This is a genomic window from Microbacterium sp. K36, from assembly GCF_004794355.1.
Taxonomy (GTDB): Bacteria; Actinomycetota; Actinomycetes; order Actinomycetales; family Microbacteriaceae; genus Microbacterium; species Microbacterium paraoxydans_D.
The window spans coordinates 46,004-65,530 of record NZ_SSDN01000054.1; the positions used below are offsets into that span (position 1 = coordinate 46,004).

General features: G+C 70.1%; 21 protein-coding genes and 3 tRNA genes. 4 read left to right on the forward strand and 20 right to left on the reverse strand.

What is annotated here, in order from left to right; translation table 11 throughout:
- Nucleotides 1-45: 45 nt before the first annotated feature.
- Nucleotides 46-1,776, reverse strand: a complete 1,731-nt coding sequence (locus DW296_RS04770) for an L-aspartate oxidase (RefSeq protein WP_136051308.1) — start codon at nucleotides 1,774-1,776, stop codon at nucleotides 46-48.
- A 71-nt stretch (nucleotides 1,777-1,847) separates the two neighbouring features.
- Here DW296_RS04770 and DW296_RS04775 point away from each other — a divergent pair, with 71 nt between their 5' ends.
- Nucleotides 1,848-2,783, forward strand: coding sequence for a LysR family transcriptional regulator (locus DW296_RS04775; RefSeq protein ID WP_168428983.1), 936 nt, complete (start codon nucleotides 1,848-1,850; stop codon nucleotides 2,781-2,783).
- A gap of 75 nt (nucleotides 2,784-2,858) precedes the next feature.
- Here DW296_RS04775 and DW296_RS04780 read toward each other — a convergent pair.
- The 14 genes from DW296_RS04780 to DW296_RS04845 all read right to left on the reverse strand — a co-directional run bounded on the left by DW296_RS04780 (nucleotide 2,859) and on the right by DW296_RS04845 (nucleotide 13,367).
- Nucleotides 2,859-2,931: transfer RNA gene (locus DW296_RS04780), tRNA-Arg, on the reverse strand.
- A 77-nt stretch (nucleotides 2,932-3,008) separates the two neighbouring features.
- Entirely contained in the window at nucleotides 3,009-3,593 is a 585-nt protein-coding gene (locus tag DW296_RS04785; protein ID WP_136051310.1) for an asparagine synthase, read from the reverse strand.
- A 115-nt stretch (nucleotides 3,594-3,708) separates the two neighbouring features.
- Nucleotides 3,709-4,569, reverse strand: a complete 861-nt coding sequence (locus DW296_RS04790) for a hypothetical protein (protein ID WP_136051311.1) — start codon at nucleotides 4,567-4,569, stop codon at nucleotides 3,709-3,711.
- Entirely contained in the window at nucleotides 4,569-4,814 is a 246-nt protein-coding gene (locus tag DW296_RS04795) for a hypothetical protein (protein WP_136051312.1), read from the reverse strand. Before DW296_RS04795 ends, DW296_RS04790 begins: the two co-directional genes overlap by 1 nt.
- 100 nt (nucleotides 4,815-4,914) lie before the next feature.
- The gene (locus DW296_RS04800) at nucleotides 4,915-5,574 is read right to left on the reverse strand and encodes a GntR family transcriptional regulator (protein ID WP_136051313.1); all 660 of its coding nucleotides are present in this window, start codon (nucleotides 5,572-5,574) and stop codon (nucleotides 4,915-4,917) included.
- Nucleotides 5,575-5,643: 69 nt separating this feature from the next.
- Nucleotides 5,644-6,285: an NADPH-dependent F420 reductase gene (locus tag DW296_RS04805; protein WP_136051314.1), complete on the reverse strand. Its 642-nt coding sequence runs from the start codon at nucleotides 6,283-6,285 to the stop codon at nucleotides 5,644-5,646.
- Nucleotides 6,286-6,344: 59 nt separating this feature from the next.
- Nucleotides 6,345-6,779 carry a Fe-S cluster assembly sulfur transfer protein SufU gene (gene sufU / locus DW296_RS04810; protein ID WP_025104553.1) on the reverse strand — a complete coding sequence of 145 codons (435 nt, stop codon included), beginning with the start codon at nucleotides 6,777-6,779 and terminating at the stop codon, nucleotides 6,345-6,347.
- A complete protein-coding gene (locus DW296_RS04815; protein WP_136051315.1) occupies nucleotides 6,776-8,083 on the reverse strand; it encodes a cysteine desulfurase in 1,308 nt (435 codons plus the stop codon). The genes sufU and DW296_RS04815 overlap by 4 nt, the downstream gene beginning before the upstream one ends.
- A 150-nt stretch (nucleotides 8,084-8,233) precedes the next feature.
- Entirely contained in the window at nucleotides 8,234-9,037 is an 804-nt protein-coding gene (locus tag DW296_RS04820; RefSeq protein ID WP_136051316.1) for a DUF1206 domain-containing protein, read from the reverse strand.
- Nucleotides 9,038-9,107: 70 nt separating this feature from the next.
- On the reverse strand, nucleotides 9,108-9,743 hold the full coding sequence (locus DW296_RS04825) for a GyrI-like domain-containing protein (protein WP_136051317.1): 636 nt from the start codon (nucleotides 9,741-9,743) through the stop codon (nucleotides 9,108-9,110).
- An 85-nt stretch (nucleotides 9,744-9,828) separates the two neighbouring features.
- Nucleotides 9,829-10,692 carry an AraC family transcriptional regulator gene (locus tag DW296_RS04830; protein ID WP_136051318.1) on the reverse strand — a complete coding sequence of 288 codons (864 nt, stop codon included), beginning with the start codon at nucleotides 10,690-10,692 and terminating at the stop codon, nucleotides 9,829-9,831.
- Between the two features lie 84 nt (nucleotides 10,693-10,776).
- Entirely contained in the window at nucleotides 10,777-10,911 is a 135-nt protein-coding gene (locus DW296_RS04835) for a methionine/alanine import family NSS transporter small subunit (protein ID WP_083391612.1), read from the reverse strand.
- Entirely contained in the window at nucleotides 10,908-12,527 is a 1,620-nt protein-coding gene (locus DW296_RS04840) for a sodium-dependent transporter (RefSeq protein ID WP_136051319.1), read from the reverse strand. The genes DW296_RS04835 and DW296_RS04840 overlap by 4 nt, the downstream gene beginning before the upstream one ends.
- A gap of 48 nt (nucleotides 12,528-12,575) precedes the next feature.
- Nucleotides 12,576-13,367: an SDR family NAD(P)-dependent oxidoreductase gene (locus DW296_RS04845; RefSeq protein WP_136051320.1), complete on the reverse strand. Its 792-nt coding sequence runs from the start codon at nucleotides 13,365-13,367 to the stop codon at nucleotides 12,576-12,578.
- A gap of 117 nt (nucleotides 13,368-13,484) precedes the next feature.
- Between DW296_RS04845 and DW296_RS04850 the strand changes: the two genes are divergently transcribed.
- Entirely contained in the window at nucleotides 13,485-13,976 is a 492-nt protein-coding gene (locus tag DW296_RS04850; protein WP_136051321.1) for a MarR family winged helix-turn-helix transcriptional regulator, read from the forward strand.
- Between the two features lie 65 nt (nucleotides 13,977-14,041).
- On the opposite strand, the gene DW296_RS04855 is transcribed toward DW296_RS04850, so the two are convergent.
- A tRNA-Ser gene (locus DW296_RS04855) sits at nucleotides 14,042-14,130 on the reverse strand.
- Nucleotides 14,131-14,289: 159 nt separating this feature from the next.
- Here DW296_RS04855 and DW296_RS04860 point away from each other — a divergent pair.
- On the forward strand, nucleotides 14,290-14,997 hold the full coding sequence (locus DW296_RS04860) for a potassium channel family protein (RefSeq protein ID WP_136051322.1): 708 nt from the start codon (nucleotides 14,290-14,292) through the stop codon (nucleotides 14,995-14,997).
- Nucleotides 14,998-15,023: 26 nt separating this feature from the next.
- Nucleotides 15,024-15,869, forward strand: coding sequence for an alpha/beta hydrolase fold domain-containing protein (locus DW296_RS04865; protein WP_136051323.1), 846 nt, complete (start codon nucleotides 15,024-15,026; stop codon nucleotides 15,867-15,869).
- Nucleotides 15,870-15,911: 42 nt separating this feature from the next.
- Here the strand turns inward: DW296_RS04865 and DW296_RS04870 are convergent, their stop codons facing one another.
- The 4 genes from DW296_RS04870 to serS all read right to left on the reverse strand — a co-directional run bounded on the left by DW296_RS04870 (nucleotide 15,912) and on the right by serS (nucleotide 19,468).
- Entirely contained in the window at nucleotides 15,912-17,171 is a 1,260-nt protein-coding gene (locus tag DW296_RS04870; protein ID WP_136051324.1) for an LCP family protein, read from the reverse strand.
- Nucleotides 17,172-17,218: 47 nt separating this feature from the next.
- Nucleotides 17,219-17,303, reverse strand: a tRNA-Ser gene (locus DW296_RS04875).
- A gap of 42 nt (nucleotides 17,304-17,345) precedes the next feature.
- Nucleotides 17,346-18,167, reverse strand: coding sequence for an HAD family hydrolase (locus tag DW296_RS04880; protein WP_136051325.1), 822 nt, complete (start codon nucleotides 18,165-18,167; stop codon nucleotides 17,346-17,348).
- Nucleotides 18,164-19,468, reverse strand: a complete 1,305-nt coding sequence (gene serS, locus DW296_RS04885; RefSeq protein WP_136051326.1) for a serine--tRNA ligase — start codon at nucleotides 19,466-19,468, stop codon at nucleotides 18,164-18,166. The genes DW296_RS04880 and serS overlap by 4 nt, the downstream gene beginning before the upstream one ends.
- Nucleotides 19,469-19,527 lie beyond the last annotated feature (59 nt).

The following is a 19,527-nucleotide window of genomic DNA, read 5'->3' on the forward strand; positions in this document are numbered from 1 at the left end:
CGCCTGCAGGGCGGGGTCTCGACGCGAAAGCGGGGTCTCGGGAATCTACTCGACGAGCTTGCCGGTCGTGTCGACGTCGCGCATGAGCTCGGCGATCTCGTCGGGGACGGCGGGGATCTCCTCGCGGGTCACGCCGGCGGTCGGCGACCAGACGAGGTTCACCTGCAACGTGGGATCGGTGTCCGGGAAGTCGCTGCGGTTGTGGCATCCCCGCGTCTCCCGACGCTCCCGCGCCGCCTCCAGCGTGGCCCGGGCGGCGAGCGCGGAGGCCTTGAGGTCGAACGCGTGCGCGAGGTCCTGGAATCCGGCGATGTCCGGGTGGATGCCGATGTCCTCCATCCGCCCCTCGATCATGTCGAGGTCGGCGAGTCCGGCCTCTAGGCCCTCCTCCGACCGCACCACGCCCGCGTACTCGGTCATGAGGTTGCGGATGGCGCGCTGCAGAGCCCGCACGTTCTCGCGCCCCTCCGCGGCGAGGAGGTCGTCGATCTCGGCACGGGCTGCGGCGACCGCGTCGGCCGACCGGCGCTGGGCCTCGAGCCCCGCGGCGTGGGCCATGGCGGCCTGACCGACGATCCGACCGTAGACGAGCAGCTCGATGAGGGAGTTCCCGCCGAGACGGTTCGCGCCGTGGAGTCCGCTCGATGCCTCCCCGATCGCGTACAGCCCGTCGACGTCGGTCTGGTGGTCGTCCGGCCGCACCCACACGCCACCCATCGAGTAGTGCGCGGTCGGCGCGATCTCGATCGGGTCCGCCGTGATGTCGAGCATCTGCAGCTCCATCATCGTCTGATAGACGCGCGGAAGCCGGGTCATGATGGTCTCGCGCGGCAGGTGCGACACGTCGAGCCAGACGCCGCCGTTCGCGGTGCCGCGTCCTTCCTGGATCTCGGTGTAGGCGGCGAGCGCGACCCGGTCCCGCGTCGACAGCTCCATCCGCTCGGGGTCGTACTTCGCCATGAACCGCTCGCCCAGGGCATTGCGGAGGATGCCGCCCTCCCCGCGCGCGGCCTCGGAGATGAGCGTGCCGGCGGCGTTCTCGGGCTCGATGATGCCGGACGGATGGAACTGCACCAGCTCCGGATCGCGGAGTCGCGCCCCCGCCTCGACCGCGAGCCGGAAGGAGTCGCCGGTGTTCTCGTCGCGCCGTGACGACGTGCGACGCCAGATGCGGTTGTGCCCACCGGCGGCGAGGATCACGGCGTCCGCATGGATGAGGTAGCGCGTGCCGTCCGCCTGGTCGAAGCCGTAGGCGCCGAAGACGACGTTGTCGCGAACGAGCAGACGCGTGATGTAGACGTTGTCGAGGATGGGGACGTCGAGCTGCTCGGCGCGGGCGACCAGCGTCCGCTGGATCTCGAGGCCGGTGTAGTCGCCGGCGAAGGCCGTGCGACGGTAGGTGTGCGCGCCGAAGAAGCGCTGCGAGATGCGGCCGTCGCCTTCGCGGGCGAAGTCCATGCCCCAGCGCTCGAGGTCGCGGATGCCGCGTTCGGCGCCCTGGGTCACGATCTGGACGGTGTGGGGGTTGGCGAGGAGGTAGCTCTCCTTGATCGTGTCCGCGGCGTGCTGCTGCCAGCTGTCCTCGGCGTCCATCGTGCCGAGCGCCGCGTTGATGCCGCCGGCTGCGAGCGACGTGTGGGCGTCCTGCCGGGGGCGCTTGCCGACGGCGAGCACGTCGACGCCGTGTTCGGCCACCTCGATCGCGGCGCGGAGCCCGGAGCCTCCGGTGCCGATCACAAGGACCGTGGTGGAGATCTGTCGTTCGGGTGCATTCATGCTCTCGACGCTAGTTAGGCGATCCTAATAACTCCAATGCATAGTTCGTCTGGAAACCATGCGGGTACGCTATGGATATGAACCTCGAGCAGCTCCGCGGGTTCGTCGAAGTCGCCCGCCTCGGCCACTTCACCCGCGCCTCCGAGCACCTCCATCTCGCGCAGCCCTCGCTGAGCCGTCAGATCTCGACCCTCGAGCGGGAGCTCGGCGCCGAGCTGTTCCATCGTGCCCGCGGCCACATCGCCCTGACCGCCGCCGGCGAGACGGTCCTCCCCCGCGCGCAGCGCATGCTCGCCGAAGCCGACGCCATCCGCGACGAGGTGGCCGAGCTCGCCGGCCTCCGTCGCGGCCGCGTGCGCCTCGGCGCCCCACCCACCCTCTGCATCAGTCTCGTCGCGGAAGCCCTCAGCACGTTCCACGCCGCGCACCCCGGCATCGACCTGCACCTCACCGAGGGCGGCTCCCGGCTGCTCGTCGAACAGCTCGCGGTCGGCGCCGTCGACATCGCCCTCGTCACCCAGTCCGAGGGTCCGGTACCTGCGGGGGTCAGCCTCACGCACGTTCCGCTCCTCGCCGAGGAGCTCGTGGTGATCTCGTCGGCCTCCGCACCTCCGGTCACCCACGGCCCGTCCGTGAGCCTCGCGCACCTCGCCACCCTCCCGCTCATCCAGTTCGACGAGAGCTATGAGCTGCGGGCCGCGATGGACGCCGCCTTCCGCGCCGCCGACCTCACCCCGACGCTCGCGCTGGAGGGTGCGGAGATGGATGCGGTGCTCCGCTTCGTGGAACGAGGCGTCGGGGTCGCGGTGGTCCCTGCGATGGTGCTGTTCGAGCGCCCCGCGCTGCGGTCGGCGCGCCTCGCCCACCCGGCGATGTCCCGGACGATCAGTCTCGCCCATCGCTCCGACGTCACCCCCGCGGTTGCGGTGGCCGCGATGCGCACGGCCATCATGGCCACGGCGGCCGACCTCGCCGAGCGCGACCCGGCGATCACCAGCCTGCTCTAACCGGAGCATGTGCCCGGGACAGCGAAAACCCCCGCCGCTTCCGCGACGGGGGTTCCGTACTGTCTCAACACAGTGTGCGCCTCGAGGGACTCGAACCCCCAACCTTCTGATCCGTAGTCAGATGCTCTATCCATTGAGCTAGAGGCGCAGGACCCGCGGTGCTTTACCGCTCAGCGGGCCGACGACCAGCCTACAACAGACGAGACAGGAAAGCGAAACGAGGGCTCACTCGCCCTTCGCGGCCGCCTTCTCCTGCTTCTTCCGCCGTTTCTCCCTGGCCCGCTGCTGCGACGAGAGCGCCTGGAGATCGACCAGTCGCAGCGCTTGCATCCGCGCTTCGCGCATACGTGCGTAGTCGGGATCCTGGTCCGGTCGCATGCCTTCGACGCGCAGTCGACGGTCGAGGTTATGCCGCACATCGGCCCAGGCCGCCGCGCGCGCCTCCTCGACGATGCTCTCCAGCTGGGCACGGTCGTCCATCATCTCGCGCAGACGCTGTGCGACGCCGAGCGACTGCTTGGCCCGCCGCCGGAGATTGCGCACGTCGCGGTCACGGTAGTCGTGCGTGCCCACCGGATCGGAGTGCCGACCGCGGGCGCGCTTGCGCAGAGCCGTGACCGTGGCGGCGGCCTCCTCCGACTCCTCGGCCATCGCCCCGAGCGCAGCCCTCGCATCCTCGACGTACTTGTCGAGATCGAAGACGCCGTCCTCGGCGATGGTGCCGATGAGGATGTGGTTCTTCACGGCGAGGCGCGCAGCGGCCGTCGCGATCGCGACGCCTTCGGCGATGGCATCCGCAGTCCGTCCCACCGGCACCTCCTTCTCTCGAGCGTACCGGTATGGATGCCGCGCAGTCTCGGCCGGAATCGCTCCGGATCAGCTTGCCGCAGACGTCCGACATCGGGAGGCGGCGTCGAATCGAGGCTCAGCCGACGACGCCGACCCAGATACCCGAGGCCCAGGCCTGCTGCTCCCCGGAGCACCCGACCGCCCCCGGGAAGCCGCGGACCACGGCCATGCAGTTGGCGAGGAACTCCGGATCGCCGCCGAACATCGCCCCGTACGCGCCCGATGAGGTGAGGGTGCCCCAGACCCGGAACTGATAGATGTGAGCCAGCTCATGCGCCATCGCCCAGTTCAGGCGCCCCTCGCTCCAGCCGGTGATATCGGCGCGGTACTTGATGTAGCCGTTGCTGTTGGCGCAGGCAGGCGCGGTGCCACCCGCACAGGACGATGACTCATACAACCCGACGCCCCCGCCGCCCACCCGGTCGAGGGCGGCCCGCACCCGCGCGTAGCCGTCCGGCCCGCTCGATGCCCACGCGGGCCCCCCGGGACCGACGCTCTGCGACGCCTGCCACCCGGCGACCTCGGTGCCGACCTTCTGCGTGAGCGCCTCCACCGTCGCGGTCGCCGCGACCACGGTGGCCGGGTCATGGCGCTCGGCGCGCACGGTCTCCTGCGCGGACCGGGCGGAAGCGAGGTGCGCCGCGGTATCGACCTTGCCGTCTGCGCCCTGGAGGACGGCGGCCAACGTCGAGAGCTCCTCCAGGAATGCCGGCCGCACCGCCAGGACGGAGGCTCGATCCTCCGCGTCCTGCTCGGCCCGGGCCACCGCGCCGGACAGGTGGTCGGTACGCTGTGCGGCGTCGTATGACCGGTTGGCCAGCACGGAGAGCTCGGCCACCGCCTCGGCGCGCTCCTGGTCCAGTGCGTCGGATCGCGCGACGGCGGCCCCCGCGAGGAGCACGGCTGCGGACACCGTCACCGCCAGCACCCGCCGCATCACGGCAGGAAGCCCGTCGTGTCGTTCAGCTCGGCGTCCTGCTCCGCGATGTGCGACCGCAGAGCGGTGAGACGCTCCGCCAGTTCGAGGTTCTCGGCCTGCGACTCCGCGAGCACCTGCTCGATCCGCGCGATCTCCGCCTTCACGGCAGCGACACCGGCGGCGCGCTCCTGATCGGCCACTACCAGGAGCGCAGCACCTCCGAGCAGGAGGATCCCCCCGACGACGACAGCAAGACTTCGCATCTCGCTCCCCAGGACAGCGCGAACAGACCGGACCGACTCCGACCGGACAAGGATACAACCGCTCGCGGCGCGTCCGGGGGTCGTTCTCCGGACGGACGCCTCAGGTGGTCGCCGTCTGCGCCAGCCGCCGTTCGGCCGCGGAGTGCCCGCTCGCCAGGTGCGCGGGGACGATCTGTCGTAGCGCCTCGACATCGCGCGCACGGACGGCTTCGAGGATGACGCGGTGTTCCTCCGCCATCGCCTCCAGATCGTCGTGCTGTCCGAACAGCCAGCGCAAGCGCGTCAGGAACACGGCGATGAGCTCGCCGAGCATCTCGTTGCCCGCCAGGTCGACGGCGACCTCATGGAACACCGCGGCCGCCGTCCGGGCGGTCTCCGCGTCGCCGGCCCGCGCCGCGGCGACTTCGCGCTCGTACGCCTCGCGCAGCCGGGCGAGCCCTTTCGCGTCGTGGCGCTCGGCCGCGAACACGAAGATGAGGGTCTCGATCGCCTCGCGCACCTCCGCGAAGTTGCGGATGTCGTCATGGGTGAACTCCCGCACCACGGCCCACGTCCGGGGCCGTGCGACGACCACGCCCTCCGCGACTAGCGTGCGGATGGCTTCCCGCACCGGGAGTCGGGACACATTCAGCTCGGCGGCGATATCCCGCTCCACCAGCCGGGAACCGGGCGCGCGCCGACCCAGCACGATGTCGTCTCGGAGGATCCTTGTGACCCTCACCGACTCGAGTTCCCCGCTTACCCCCACAGCCCCCGCCATCCGGGCATTGTCGCACTCCGGCCCGGGATTAGCCAAGTTTGGTATCCCAGACCGGGGCGCGCGCCAGGGTCAGGGCAGACGGTTCGCCCGCGCGACGCTGGCCGTCAGCTCTTCCGCGTTCTGCCGGATGACATACGCCGGACGGTCACGCTCGACCCGCCACGACTCACTGAGCGGGCCGACGTTGACCGTGTCGAAACCGGCCTCGTCGTAGAAGCGGGTGACGAAGGCCACGGCCTCCTCGTCGTCCCCGGCCGTGGCCAGCGCGCGACGGTTCGGCGTACCCGCGGGGGCGCCGTCGGTGGTGATCTCGGCGGCGTAGATGTGGTTGAACGCCTTGGCGATCCTGGACTCCGGGAGCTGCGCCTGCACGAGCTCGGACGTGGTGGTCTCGCCCTTGTCGAGGGCCTCGATGTGCCCATCGCGCTCGAAGTAGTAGTTGTTCGTGTCGAGCACGATCTTCCCGGCGAGCTGCGCGGCGGGAAGCTGATCGATCGCGCGCAGCGGCACCGTCACCACGGCCACGTCCGCCGCGGCGGCCGCCTCCTCCGCCGTCGCCGCCTTCGCGTGCGGCCCGAGCTCTGCGATGAGATCGGCCAGGGTCTCAGGCCCCCGCGAGTTCGCGATCACGACGTCATAGCCGTTGGCCACCGCCACACGGGCGACCTGGCTGCCGATGTTGCCTGCTCCGATGATTCCGAGAGTTGTCATGCTCGGGCCAACGCCTGCCGGCCGATGCTATTCCCGTCGAGAACGGGAGGCGGACGCGGTCAGAGGCGCGTGAGCGCGTCCTCCGCGGCCACCCAGGCGAGCATCGCGCACTTCACGCGCGCCACGTACCGCGACACTCCCCCGAGCGCCGCGGCGTCGCCGAGCAGCTCCTCGTCCGGCTCGATCGTTCCGCGGGAGCGCATCGCCTCCCGGAACGCCGCGATGCGCACCTCGAGCTCGTCCACGGTGAGCCCCTCGGCGAGCTCGGCGAGCAGCGACGCGGAGGCCTGGGAGATGGCGCACCCGTGTCCCTCCCACGCGATCGCCTCGACGCCGCCGTCGGCGCTGCGATGCACCTGCAGCGTGATCTCGTCGCCGCAGGTCGGGTTGAGTTGATGCGACTGCGCGGGGATCTCCTCGCGGAGGCCGAAGCCGTGCGGCGTGCGCGAGTGGTCGAGGATCAACTCCTGGTACAGGCTCTGCAAGTCGCTCATGCGCCCCTCCCGAAGAACGCGATCGCTCCGGCGACCGCCTCGATGACGGCGTCCACCTCGGACGCGGTGGTGTACAGGTAGGTGCTCGCCCTCGTCGACGAGGTCACACCCAGCCGACGGTGCAACGGCTGGGCGCAGTGGTGACCGACGCGCACCGCGATGCCCTGGTCGTCGAGGAACTGCCCGACGTCGTGCGAGTGGATCCCTGCCACGTCGAAGCTCGCGAGCCCCACACGCGGCAGCTCGATGCCCGCGCCCAGGACCCGCACGCCGTCGATCGCCCCGAGTCCTTCGACGAGACGCTGCCCGAACGCGGCCTCGTGCGCGGCGATGCGATCCATCCCGACCGCGGAGAGGTAGTCGACCGCGGCGGCGAGCGCGATCGCCTGGGACACCCGCTGCGTGCCCGCTTCGAAGCGCTGCGGCGGCGGCAGGTACTCGGCCTCGGTCGTGGTCACCGTCGTGATCATGGAACCGCCCGTGAGGAACGGGGGCATCGCGGTGAGGACCTCGCGACGGCCGTAGAGCGCGCCGATGCCGGTGGGGCCGAGCATCTTGTGGCCGGAGAGGACGGCGAGATCGACCCCGAGCGCGTGGAGGTCCAGCGGCAGGTGCGGAGCCGACTGGCAGGCGTCGAGCAGGGTGAGGGCGCCGACCTCCCTGGCCAGCGCGACAAGGGTCTCGACGGGGTTGATCACGCCCAGCACGTTCGACACGTGGGTGAAGGCCACGAGCTTCGTGCGCTCCGAGATGATCTCCGCGGCCGCATCCAGCCGCAGGGCCCCGTCGTCGTCGAGCGGTATGACCCGGAGCGTGGCCCCGGTGCGCGCAGCGAGCTCCTGCCAGGGGATGAGGTTGGCGTGGTGCTCCATCTCGGTGGTGACGATCTCGTCCCCTTCGCGGAGCCGGAGAGGCTCGGCCGCGGCCCCACCCCGGCCGAGGGAGGCGTTGGAGAGCGAGTAGGCGACGAGGTTGACCGCTTCGGTGGCGTTCGAGGTCCAGACGATCTCGTCGTCATCGGCGCCCACGAATCGGGCGAGGGTGCTGCGGGCGTCCTCGAAGAGCTCGGTCGCCTCGGCGGCCAGCGTGTGGGCGCCGCGGTGGACGGCCGCGTTCATGGTGGTGGCGAAGCGGCGTTCGGCGTCGAGCACGGACTCCGGACGCTGCGACGTCGCCCCTGAGTCGAGGTACGCCAGCGGGTGGCCGTGGACGCGGGTGTGCAGGATCGGGAAGTCCTCGCGGATCCGCTCCACCTCGGTCTCGGTCAGCGGGGTGATCACGTCGACTCCGGGAGAAGCGCTCATCGTTCCAGTCTCCCATCTTCCGGCCGACCGGGGTCCGCCTCCGGGCGGGCACAACTTCGGAGATGGGACAAGACACGTCGGGCTGCCGGACCGTCGAGCGGCGTGTCGGCAACGATCTCCGAAGTCGTGCCCGGCGGAAGCGCGGAAGGACTAGGACATGCGGGCGAGGCGGGCGCGGGCGATGCAGAAGGCGCCGTACAGGGCGAAGCCGACGCCGACGGCACCGAGGATGAGCCGCCCGAACGGCAGGCTGAGCAGGCTGTGCAGCGCGGCGTCGAGACCCGCGGCGCGCTCCGGGTCCTGCGTCACGGCCGCCACCACGAACAGCACCCCGGTGACCCCCACCGCGATGCCCTTGCCGATGTAGCCCACGATGCCGAGCGCCATCACGCCGGCGCGGGCGGCTCCGGTCGGCACGTCGATGAGCTTGCGGAAGGAGCGCATGATCCCGCCGATGATGAAGCCGATGCCGACGCCGATGACGCTGAGGCCGATCACTACGAGCAGGGCCACCCCGCCGGGTGCGGCGAGGACCACCTGGCTCAGGGTCTTCGACGCGTCGGAGGATTCCGCGCGGCCGCCCACCGCGTAGACGAGTGCGAGGCCGGCGATCACGAGGTAGGTGCCGGAGATGCCGAAGAGCTTGAGGCGCTTGCCCCACTTCTTCGTCTCGGCGGGGTCGGCGGCGAGGAACCCGCTCGCCACCTGCCACACGGCGAGCGCGAAGAGGCCCACGGCGATCGCGAGCAGCAGCAGTCCGCCGATCGGGTTGTTGCGCACCTGCTCCATCGCGCCATCCTGGTCGGCGTCCCCCGACCCGCCGGCCGCGATCGTGATGGCGATCGCGCCGATGATGATGTGGATGATCCCGAGGACGACGAAACCCGCGCGGGCGGTCCGCCGGAACGCGGTGGAGTCCTTCGCCACACGCGCCGCATGCTTGACGGTGCTCATGCTCGAAGAGTATCCGCCGCAGACCGCCGGAATGAGGGGGTTGCTTTCCGCACGCGCGGTGCGGAAGCGCTCAGGTGATCCGTTCGACGGGCTGCCGCAGGATGGTGCGCAGCTTCTCCGGGGCTGTGCGACGGCGGTCGCTGAGGTAGATCTCGTGGTGCCGCCCGCGCAGCCGCAACCCGTTCTCCGGGACGAAGCGCTCGTGCAGCTCCTCCAGCACCGGGCCTTCATCGTCGAACGGTCCGATGTGCAGCGTCTGCACGCAGAGCCCCTCGTCGAGGACCTCCCGCCGGACGGCGGCCAGCGCCGGAAGCTCTTCCCCCTTCTTCGCGCTCTTCGCCGCGACCGTCTCGACCGCGCGGTCGAACAGGGCGGGAGTGACGTGGTCGCCCACCATGATCATGAGTGTCCAGAGCCACGTCGACTTGTCACGCCGGGTGGTGAACGAGGCCATGTCGGGCGCGTGCCACAGGCCTTCCAGGGGCATCACGACCTGATCGACGCCGAGCTCGGCCCGGCTGGCGAACTTGAGGGTGTACGCCAGCGGGTAGAGCGCCGCGACCGCGTCGAAGAAGGCCGGAGCGGTGTTCGGATCTCCGGCGCCGTCGATCATCAGATAGGTCAGCGGCGGCACCTCGAGGACACGGAAAGCGCCCCGCTTCGCCTGATACGCGTCGATAGTCTTCTTGGGATCGATCGCCGTCATGGCCCGCCTCTCGGTACGTCGTGCGGTCAGTGTGCCAGCGGCCACGGACATCGGGTCGAGCCCTCGGGCCCGACCCGATGCGTGGTCAGCTCTGCTCGACGGGGAGCCAGAGCTCGCAGGAAGCCGTGTCGCCGGTGAACTCCCGGTAGCGGACGATCGACGGCCCGGGCCGCAGCCGCCACGGGTTCGACGGGAACCACTCGGTCGCCGTCGCCGCCCACAGATTCTGCAGGGTCTCGGGGAAGGGTCCGCTCGCGCCGAACACGGCCCAGGTGCCCTCCGCCACGCTCAGGGCGTCGAGGTCGTCGGGAACCGCGGTGTCGTCGCGCACGGCCACCCCGTGCAGGTAGGTCAGAGGTGTCCCCTCCGGGGCATCCGGATCGATGTCGGCGGTCACGGCGAGGATGCCCGCGGGCTCCTCGTTCCCGAGGGCCTTGAGTCGGGCGTGCTCCTCCGGCGGGATGCCGGCGATGTGCGCCTGGATGTGCGGATTGACGCCGACGTGGACGAGCGGGACCTCCGCGGCATGGCCGACGAGGACGAACGCGGGGCGGTGGGTGATGGTGACATCCATCGGGGTGCTCCCTTCGACGCTCAGGCGGAACCGGAGCGTGGGTTGTGTGCGGAGAGGACCCCCGTGCCGACGCGCGTCTGCCGGCCCGATGCCGTGCACGGCGCGGAACGCCCGGGCGAACGCCTCGGTCGACCCGTAGCCGTGCCGAACGGCGACATCGAGCAGACTCGGTGCGCCGGCGGCGAGCTCCGCGGCCGCGAGCGTCATCCGACGACGCCGCACGTACACGGTCAGCGGCATCCCGGCGAGCGCCGAGAACATCCGGCGCAGGTGGTACTCGGTGGTGCCGTGTGCGCGGGCGAAGGCGGCGACGTCGATCTCCTGACCGCGGTCTGCGTCGACGAGGTCGACCAGGGCGTTGAGCGTGCCGATCACGGGGGTCCTCCTTTCCCCCTCATCGTCTCGCCGCCGCCCATCCGCGCACCCGACCGTTCCGACCCGATGCGATCGGGTCGGTGATCAGAGCTCGACCGGGACCGCCGGCTCCGTGTCCTCCACCTCCGGGTGACGGGCGAGGTTCACCACGGCCGCAAGGAGGCCGCCCCACACCGTGACCATGGCGATGATCATCATGACGATCGCGGTGGTGGTCATGCGCCCGCTCCCTTCGTCTGCGCCGCCGGGACGGCGATGCTCGTCGTCTCCGGGTCGGCGGCGTACTCCTCCTGGTCCAGGAAGTCGTCGTACCCGACGTCGTCCTTGGCGCGCGAGCGCCTGCTCCACGGCACCAGCGACAGCAGGACTCCCCCGATCACCAGGGTGATGACCATGCCCCAGCCGAACACGCCGAGGAACCAGCCGGGGTAGCCGCTGTATGGCTCGGCGATCTTCGTCAGGAGTTCCGTGATCAGCAGGTAGCCGAGCACGAGCGGGGCCAGGACCCCCACGAGCAGGCGCCAGAGCAGCCCGACCCGGAAGCTGGATCGCCGGTTGAGGTGCTCCTGCAGCTGCGGCAGCCTGTGCAGCACCCACGCCACCACGATCACCGCGACGAGGGCGACCGCCATGATGCCGAAGGCGTTGACGAAGGCGTCGGTGGTGTCGAGGACCGACAGCGCGGTGGTGGTGGAGAACAGGGCCATGGAGATGACGGCGAGCGGGATGGAGACGATGAGGGTGGTGCGCACCCGTCCCCACCCGAGCTTGTCCTGGAGGGCGGCCACGATCACCTCGAGGATCGAGATGAGGGAGGTCACACCCGCGAAGACGAGGGCACCGAAGAACAGCACGCCGATGATCGAGCCTCCGGTCGCCTGCGAGACGATCGTGGGGAAGGCGACGAAGGCGAGACCGATGCCCGAGGTCGCGACGCCGGAGACCTCGGTGCCCTGCGCCTGGGCCATGAACCCGAGGGCGGCGAAGACGCCGATGCCGGCGAGGATCTCGAAACCGGAGTTGGCGAACGCGACCACGAGTCCGGAGCCGGTGAGGTCGGTCTTGCGCTTGAGGTAGGACGCGTACGTCACCATGATCCCGAACGCGACGGACAGGGAGAAGAAGATGTGCCCGTAGGCGGAGGCCCACACGGCCGGGTCGGCGAGCGCCTCCCAGTTCGGCGTGAAGAACGCGTTCAGACCGTCCAGGGCGCCGGGGAGGAAGAGCGCCTGCACCACGAGCACCGCGAACATGAGGGTGAGCAGCGGCATCAGGATCATGTTGGCGCGGCCGATGCCGCGCTTGACGCCGAGCGCCATGATGATGATGACGATCAGCCACACCGCGATCAGCGGCAGCCCCACCTGCGGCACGAACTCCCCGGACAGGCCGACCTCCGCGACGTCGGCCGACTGCAGGAAGTCGACGAAGAAGAAGTCGTTCTCGTTGCCCGCACCCCAGGTGAGCTGCGCGGAGAACCAGGTGTACATGCCCGCCCACGCGACGATCACCGCGTAGTACACCGCGATGACGACGCAGATCAGCACCTGCCACCAGCCGAGCGGTTCGGCGGCCCGGTGCAGGCGCCGGAACGCGAGCGGCGCGGAGCCTCGGAACCGGTGGCCGATCGCGTAGTCGAGGAACAGCAGCGGGATACCGGCGGTCAGCAGCGCGCACAGGTACGGAATGAGGAACGCACCGCCGCCGCCTTCATAGGCGACGTAGGGGAAGCGCCAGATGTTCCCGAGACCCACGGCCGAGCCGATCGCCGAGAGGATGAACACGTTCCGCGAGCCGAAGGCCTCGCGCTGCGGGGTCTGGGTCGGTTCAGGCATGCCCGCGAGGATACCCGAACCAGGACACCCGGGCGACTCGCCCCGCGCTCACAGCATCGCGGTCAGCACCCCGCCGTCCGCCCGCAGCGCGGCGCCGTTCGTCGCCGATGCGCGGACGCTGGAGAGGTAGACGACGAGGTCGGCGACCTCGGCCGGATCGAGGAAGCGGCCCAGCAGGCTGGTCGTGTTCTGTCCGATGATCGCCTCCTTCATCACCTCCTCGGAGACGGACCGGGCCTCGGCGACCGCGGCGACGCTCGCCGCGACACCTTCGGAGTAGGTCGGCCCGCCCAGGACGGTGTTCACCGTCACGCCGGTGCCGCGGGTGAGCTTGGCCAGCCCGTTCCCGAGCGCGATCATCGCAGCCTTCGTCACGCCGTAGTGCACCATGTCGGCCGGGACGTTGACGCCGGACTCGCTGCTGACGAAGACGATCCGCCCCCAGCCCCGTTCCCGCATCCCCGGCAGGAGGGCTCGGGAGAGGCGCACGCCGCTCATCACGTTCACCTCGAAGTAGCGCGCCCAGTCCTCGTCGGCGACGTCCGCGAAGTCGGCGAGACCGAAGAGACCGACGTTGTTGATGAGGATGTCGACGTCGCCGAGCCGCTCCGTCAGCCGCACTACCTGCGACGGGTCAGTGAAGTCCGCGGCGATCCCGGACACGGTCACCTCCGGATGTGCGAGGGCCAGAACGCGCACCGCCGCGTCGACGCGTCCCTCGTCACGACCGTTGAGCACGACATCGACCCCCTCGGCGGCGAGAGCGGACGCGACCGCGTATCCGATCCCCTGGCTCGATCCGCTGATGAACGCCCTCTTGCCGCGCAGCCCCAGTTCCATCCGTCTCCCTCTCACTTCCGCGGGCGTCCCGCATTTACTTGCCTGAGCAAGTCATATTAGCCACCACTCACTTTCCCAAGCAAGCGAAGAGCGCCGCTCGACCGCTACGGTGGAGGAATGTCGCCATCCTCCCCCGCCCCGTTGAACACCGAAGAGATGGACGTCTGGTCGGCACTCGCGACGCTCCTCGAACGGCTCCCCGCCACCCTCGACGCGCAGCTGCAGCGCGACAGCGGACTGACCCACTTCGAGCACGGCATCCTCTTCGCCCTCGATGCGGCACCGGAGCGCACGCTCCGCCTCAGCGTCCTCGCCGGCTACGCGAACAGCACGCTGTCCCGGCTCTCCCGCGCGGTCACCCGCCTGGAGGCGAAAGGCTGGGTCCGTCGTGAGGTCGATGCGGAAGACGGGCGCTTCACCCTCGGCATCCTCACCGACGCCGGCCACCGGAAGGTCGAGGAGTCGACTCCCGCGCACCAGGCCCTCATCCGCCGGGTCGTCTTCGACACCCTGACCCCGGCGCAGGCCCGGCAGCTCGGCAGGGCCAGCCGGAAGATCTCCGCCGCGCTCTCCCCCGACCCGACCTGGACGCCCGAGACGACGGCGTGAGGAGGGCCGCCCGCATGCGAGAACACGAAAGCCCCGGCGAGCGGACTCGTCGGGGCTTCTCAGTGCGGAGACGAGGGGATTTGAACCCCTGGTCCCCGTAAGGGGACTCCACCTTAGCAGGGTGGTGCACTAGGCCGGACTATGCGACGTCTCCAGGCATCCGGCTCGAGAGCACGGATGCACCCCACCATCATAACGGGTCCGACGCGTGGTCACGAACCGCCGGTCTCGGATGGTCCCCGGAGCGGCCCTATCGCCCTGCGATACTGGCCGCACGAGGCGGGGTCCTCCCCCGCGGACGAGAGGAGACGCCATGTCCGAGTCATCGGGAGCGCACGTCCGCGCGGGGTTCGCCGCCCCGGCCGACCCGAGGCGCGGCGCCCTCGGCTATGCCGCGGTGCTCGCCCTCCTCATCGTGTCGTATGGACTGTGTGCGGCCCAGCCCGGCACGGTCCCCAGCCCCTGGGCGTTCCTGGCGATGCTGGTCACGGTCGCGATCGTGTTCCGCGTGACCAGGGCGCACGCCCTCGTGCAGCGGGTGTCGTGGGTCGTGCTCTCGGCCGCGGGCCTGGCTGCCCTCCTCGCGGCATTCTTCGCCACGGACAGCCCCGCCCTCGCCGTGGCGCTCTCCGCCGCCTCCATGATCGCGCTGCTCGTGGCGCCGTGGGCCATCATCGCGCACCAGGTCACGCGCCGAGGCCTCGACGTCGAGGCGCTCCTGGCCGCGGTGACCGCGTACATCCTCGTCGGCATGTTCTTCGCCTTCGTCTACAACCTGCTGTCGTTGCTGCTGCCGACCCCGCTGTTCGGGGATGCGGCGAACGACTCGCTCGGCAATCAGCTCTTCTTCTCGTTCACGGCACTGACCACGACGGGCTACGGGAACCTCGTCCCCGTCGGACCAGGCGTGCAGGCGGTGGCCGTCGCCGAGGGGATCACCGGGCAGCTCTTCCTCATCACCGCGGTCGCCCGCATCATGCGGGGTGCGAGCGCTCAACGCTCCGCACCGACGCCGGCCTGATCGCAGTCGCCGGTACTCTGATTCGAATGAGCGCGCCCCACGCAGTGGATCATCTCCTCGACGGACCGCATGGCCCGCTTCCGATCCGGATCTACTCCCCGCCTGTGTCGACGCGACATGGGCTGGTGTGGGCCCACGGCGGGGGCTTCGCCGGTGGTGACCTCGACATGCCGGAGGCCGATGCGGTGGCGAGAGCTTTCGCAGATCGCGGGATCCTCGTCGTGAGCGTGGACTACGCGCTGGCGCCCGTCACTGCGGAGTGGACACGGCGCCTGCGGGTACCGGAGCGGAACGGAGTCCACTACCCGGTCCCTCACGAGGAACTCGTCACCGCGTTTCGTTGGGCCTCGTCGTCAGGACTGGCGTCTGACTGGGCGATCGGTGGTGCCAGCGCCGGAGGAAACCTCGCCACCGGCGCCGCGCTCCGCCTCTCCCACGGAACTGGCCCTGCACCGACCCTTGTCGCGCTCGCCTACCCGACGCTCCAGGCGGTGCAGGACCGCCCCGATGCCGAACTTCGCGCTCTGCTGGATGCAGACCCCGCGGCCGACGTGTTCCCCCCGGATTTCGTGCACGGCATGTATACGAACTACCTGGGCGGCGACCCGGCCCTCGCCGATGTCTACGCCATTCCCGGGACGGCAGACCCCGCGGCGCTGGCCGGCTTCCCGCCCACGATCATCGTCAACGACGAGACCGACGAGCTGCGGGTCTCCGGCGAGGCTTTCGCGCGATCGTTGAAGGCCGCAGGCGTGGACGTCACTGCCGTCGTCGAACCAGGCACCACACACGGACACCTCAACCGTCCGGAGGAGCCCGCGTTCATCCCGACGATCGAGCGGTTCGCGGCCCACATCCGACGTCTGGCCTAAACCCGCCGACGGTCTACCGCTCGCGAAGCACCTGAGCGCCGGTCAGCGCACGTTGCCGTTCGAGCAGGTCTGCTGCGCGGCCGAGTTGCCCTTGATCGAATCGGGCAGCGCCACGACGTCCGGAGCGGTCGTCGGGGTCGGCGTCGCCTCCTGCGTCGGGGTGGTGGGCTCGGCAGGCTCCGTAGGTGTCGTCGGCTCCTGCACGACGACACCGTCGTTGCTGGTGTTCTCGTGCGTGATCTGCAGTTGGGCGTTGGCCTCGATCGCGTCCCAGAGCGCCGCGGCGGCCTCGTCGTTCGGCACGACCTTGTTCGGGTCGTCCCAGTCCTCCAGGGTCGGGTACTGCACGAACACGATGTCCTCGAACGGCACCGACTTCACGGCGAGAGCGATCTGCACGATCATCATCGGGTCGGCGAGCGACGTGCTCGTCTCGAGGTTCTGGATGCCCGTGTTGGCGAGCTTCAGCATCACCGGCACGTTGCCCAGCACCTCGCCGCTGATGAGCTTGCGGGCGAGGCTCGACATGTACTGCTGCTGGTTGCCGATGCGGCCCAGGTCGCTGCCGTCGCCGACGCCGTGACGGGTGCGGAGGAACTGCAGAGCCTCGAGCCCCTGGACGGTGTGCGTGCCGGCCGCCATGTCGAGACCGGTGTAGCGGTCGCGGATCGGGTTGGCGAGGCAGACGTCGACGCCGCCGATCGCGTTGGTGATCTCGATGACGCCGCCGAACGTCACGGAGGCGGCGAACTGCACCTCCTGGTCCGTGAGGGCCGAGATCGTGCGGACGACGCAGTTCAGGCCGCCGTCGGTGTAGGCGACGTTCAGGGGCTGCTTGCTCATCGCCGCGGTGGCGTTGCCGTCCTCGTCCTCACAGGACGGGATGGGGATCATCAGGTCGCGCGGGAAGCTGACGACCGTGATCCGCCGCGGCTCCTCCGAGACGTGCACGAGCAGATTCACATCGTTGAGGGTGCCCTCGGCATCCCCGCCGGTGCACCGATCGCCGAAGTACTGCTTGTAATCGTCCTCGCAGGTGTCGACGCCGGTGAGGACGAGATTGAAGCCGCCCTTGTACGCTCCGATGTCCGGCGGCAGGTCTTCCTGCCCGTCGAGGTCGACGGCGTTCGCCGTGACGGTGTTGGAGAAATCGAGGTAGAAGTAGGCCGCGACGCCGATACCGCTGACGAGGACCACCGCCATGCTGATCGCGAGAAGCCGGAGGAGCTGGCTGACGGCGCCGGGCGAGCGCAGCTGACCATGTCGCGCGACGGTGCGGCGGCGGCGGGTGTTGTCGCTCACTCGGGCCCTTTCGGATTCAGCGTGGCGGGGGTACCGCGCTCAGGAAGCGGAGGGTGTGGGATTCGAACCCACGAGACATCTCTGCCCACTGGTTTTCAAGACCAGCTCCATCGGCCGCTCGGACAACCCTCCCGACAGAAGCATCTGTCGACCAGGCGCGAGTCTAGCCGAGTTCTATTCTCCGGCGTCGACCTGGGCGGGCGCTGGAAGCGTGTCCAGGGCGCTGGCGAGCCCTCCCTGCTCGACGTCGGCGGTGATCTCCCCCGCGGCGTCCTGTACCTCGACCGGCGCCTGTCCCATGGCCACCGCGCGCCCACCGCCGCTGCGTGCCCAGCCGAACATGCCGATGTCGTTGCGTCCGTCTCCGGCGACGAGCACGCGCGCGGCGTCGAGACCGAGCTCGTCGCGCACGCGTTCCAGGGCCGTGCCCTTGTCCACGCCCTGCGGTGCGATGTCCAGCCAGGCCGTCCAGCCGATCGCGTACGAGACCTCGTTGAGCCCGGCATCGGCGACGAGCCGGTGGAAGTCGTCCTCGTCGTGCCCGGGTGACACGACGACGATCCGGGAGACGGGGAGGGCCCCGAGCTCCTCGAAGTCGACCTGACGGCCGCCGTCGAGCGTCCAGTCGTCGAGCTGCTCGGTGAACAGCCGCTGCCCCGAGCCGAGCTCCACCATGTACCGCGCGTCCGGAAGCCGGTCCCGCAACAGCGCCAGCACGGGGGTCGGGTCGAACGTCTCGACGTGCCAGCGCTCCCAGTCGTCCCCGTCGCGGCGCATCGTGACGGCGCCGTTGGAGCACACCACGTACTCGGCGGTGAGGCCGAGCTCCTCCACGTAGCGACGGGTCGCCATCCAGCTGCGACCGGTCGCGATGGTCACCACGTGCCCCGCTTCGCGGACGCGGGCGATGGCCTCAGGAACACCGGGGCTCATCGTCTCGTCCTGGAGGAGGATGGTCCCGTCGACGTCGAGGCCGACCAGCCAGGGCGCCGTCACCGCGTGCTCGGCTCGTCGGCGAGCGGGCGGATCACCTCGAGTCCGCCGAGGTAGGGGCGCAGGACATCGGGAACCCGCACCGAGCCGTCCGCCTGCTGGTGCGTCTCGAGCAGGGCGACGATCCAGCGCGTGGTCGCGAGCGTGCCGTTGAGGGTCGCGACGTGCTGGGTCTTCGGCGCCGTGCCGGCTTCCTCCGCCGCGGGGCGGTACCGAACGTCGAGACGCCGCGCCTGGAAGGTCGTGCAGTTCGAGGTGGAGGTCAGCTCGCGGAACGCGCCCTGCGTGGGCACCCAGGCCTCGATGTCGTACTTCCGCGCCGCGCTCGACCCGAGGTCTCCCGCGGCGACGTCGATCACGCGGTAGGCGAGGCCGAGCGAGGTCAGCATCTCCTCCTGCAGCGCGACGAGGCGCAGGTGCTCGGCCTCGGCGTCCTCTGCCGTGGTGTAGACGAACATCTCCAGCTTGTTGAACTGATGCACGCGGATGATGCCCCGGGTGTCCTTGCCGTGCGAGCCGGCTTCCCGGCGGTAGCACGTGGACCATCCGGCATAACGGAGGGCCCCGCTTGCGAGGTCCACGATCTCGTCCTTGTGGTACCCGGCGAGAGCGACCTCGCTGGTGCCGACGAGGTAGAGGTCGTCGTCCTTGTCGAGGTGGTACACCTCATCGGCGTGCTCCCCCAGGAACCCGGTGCCCTGCATGATCTCGGGGCGCACGAGGGTGGGCGTGATGAGGGGGACGAAGCCGTTCTGCAGCGCCTTGTCGAGAGCGAGGTTCATGAGCGCGATCTCGAGCCGGGCACCGATCCCGCGCAGGAAGTAGAAGCGCGCACCGGAGACCTTGGCCCCCCGCTCCATGTCGATGGCGCCGAGAAGCTCACCGAGCTCGAGGTGGTCGCGCGGCTCGAAATCGAAGGCCGGCACCTCGCCCACGCGACGCAGCTCGACGAAGTCCTCCTCACCGCCGGCCGGGACGCCGTCGATCACGACATTCTCGATCCGCGCGAGCGCCGTGGCAGCGGCCTCGGCCGCTTCGTTCGCCGCGTGCTGGGCCTGCTTGACGCGGTCCGCGAGGTCTTTGGCCTGCGCGACGAGGGCCGCCTTCTCTTCCTTGGGCGCCTTCGCCACCTGCTTGCCGAACGCGTTCTGCTCGGCGCGCAGCTCCTCGAACGCGGCGAGCGCGGCGCGGCGCGATCGGTCGGCCTCGAGTGCGACGTCGACGGTGCTCTGGTCATTGCCACGGGCAGCCTGCGAACGGCGGACGATCTCCGGGTTGTCGCGGAGGAGTGCGAGGTCGATCATGCCGCAAGTCTACGAGGTGCGGGCCGGGGGACCGCGCGGCCGGGTGTCTCTCCACCGGC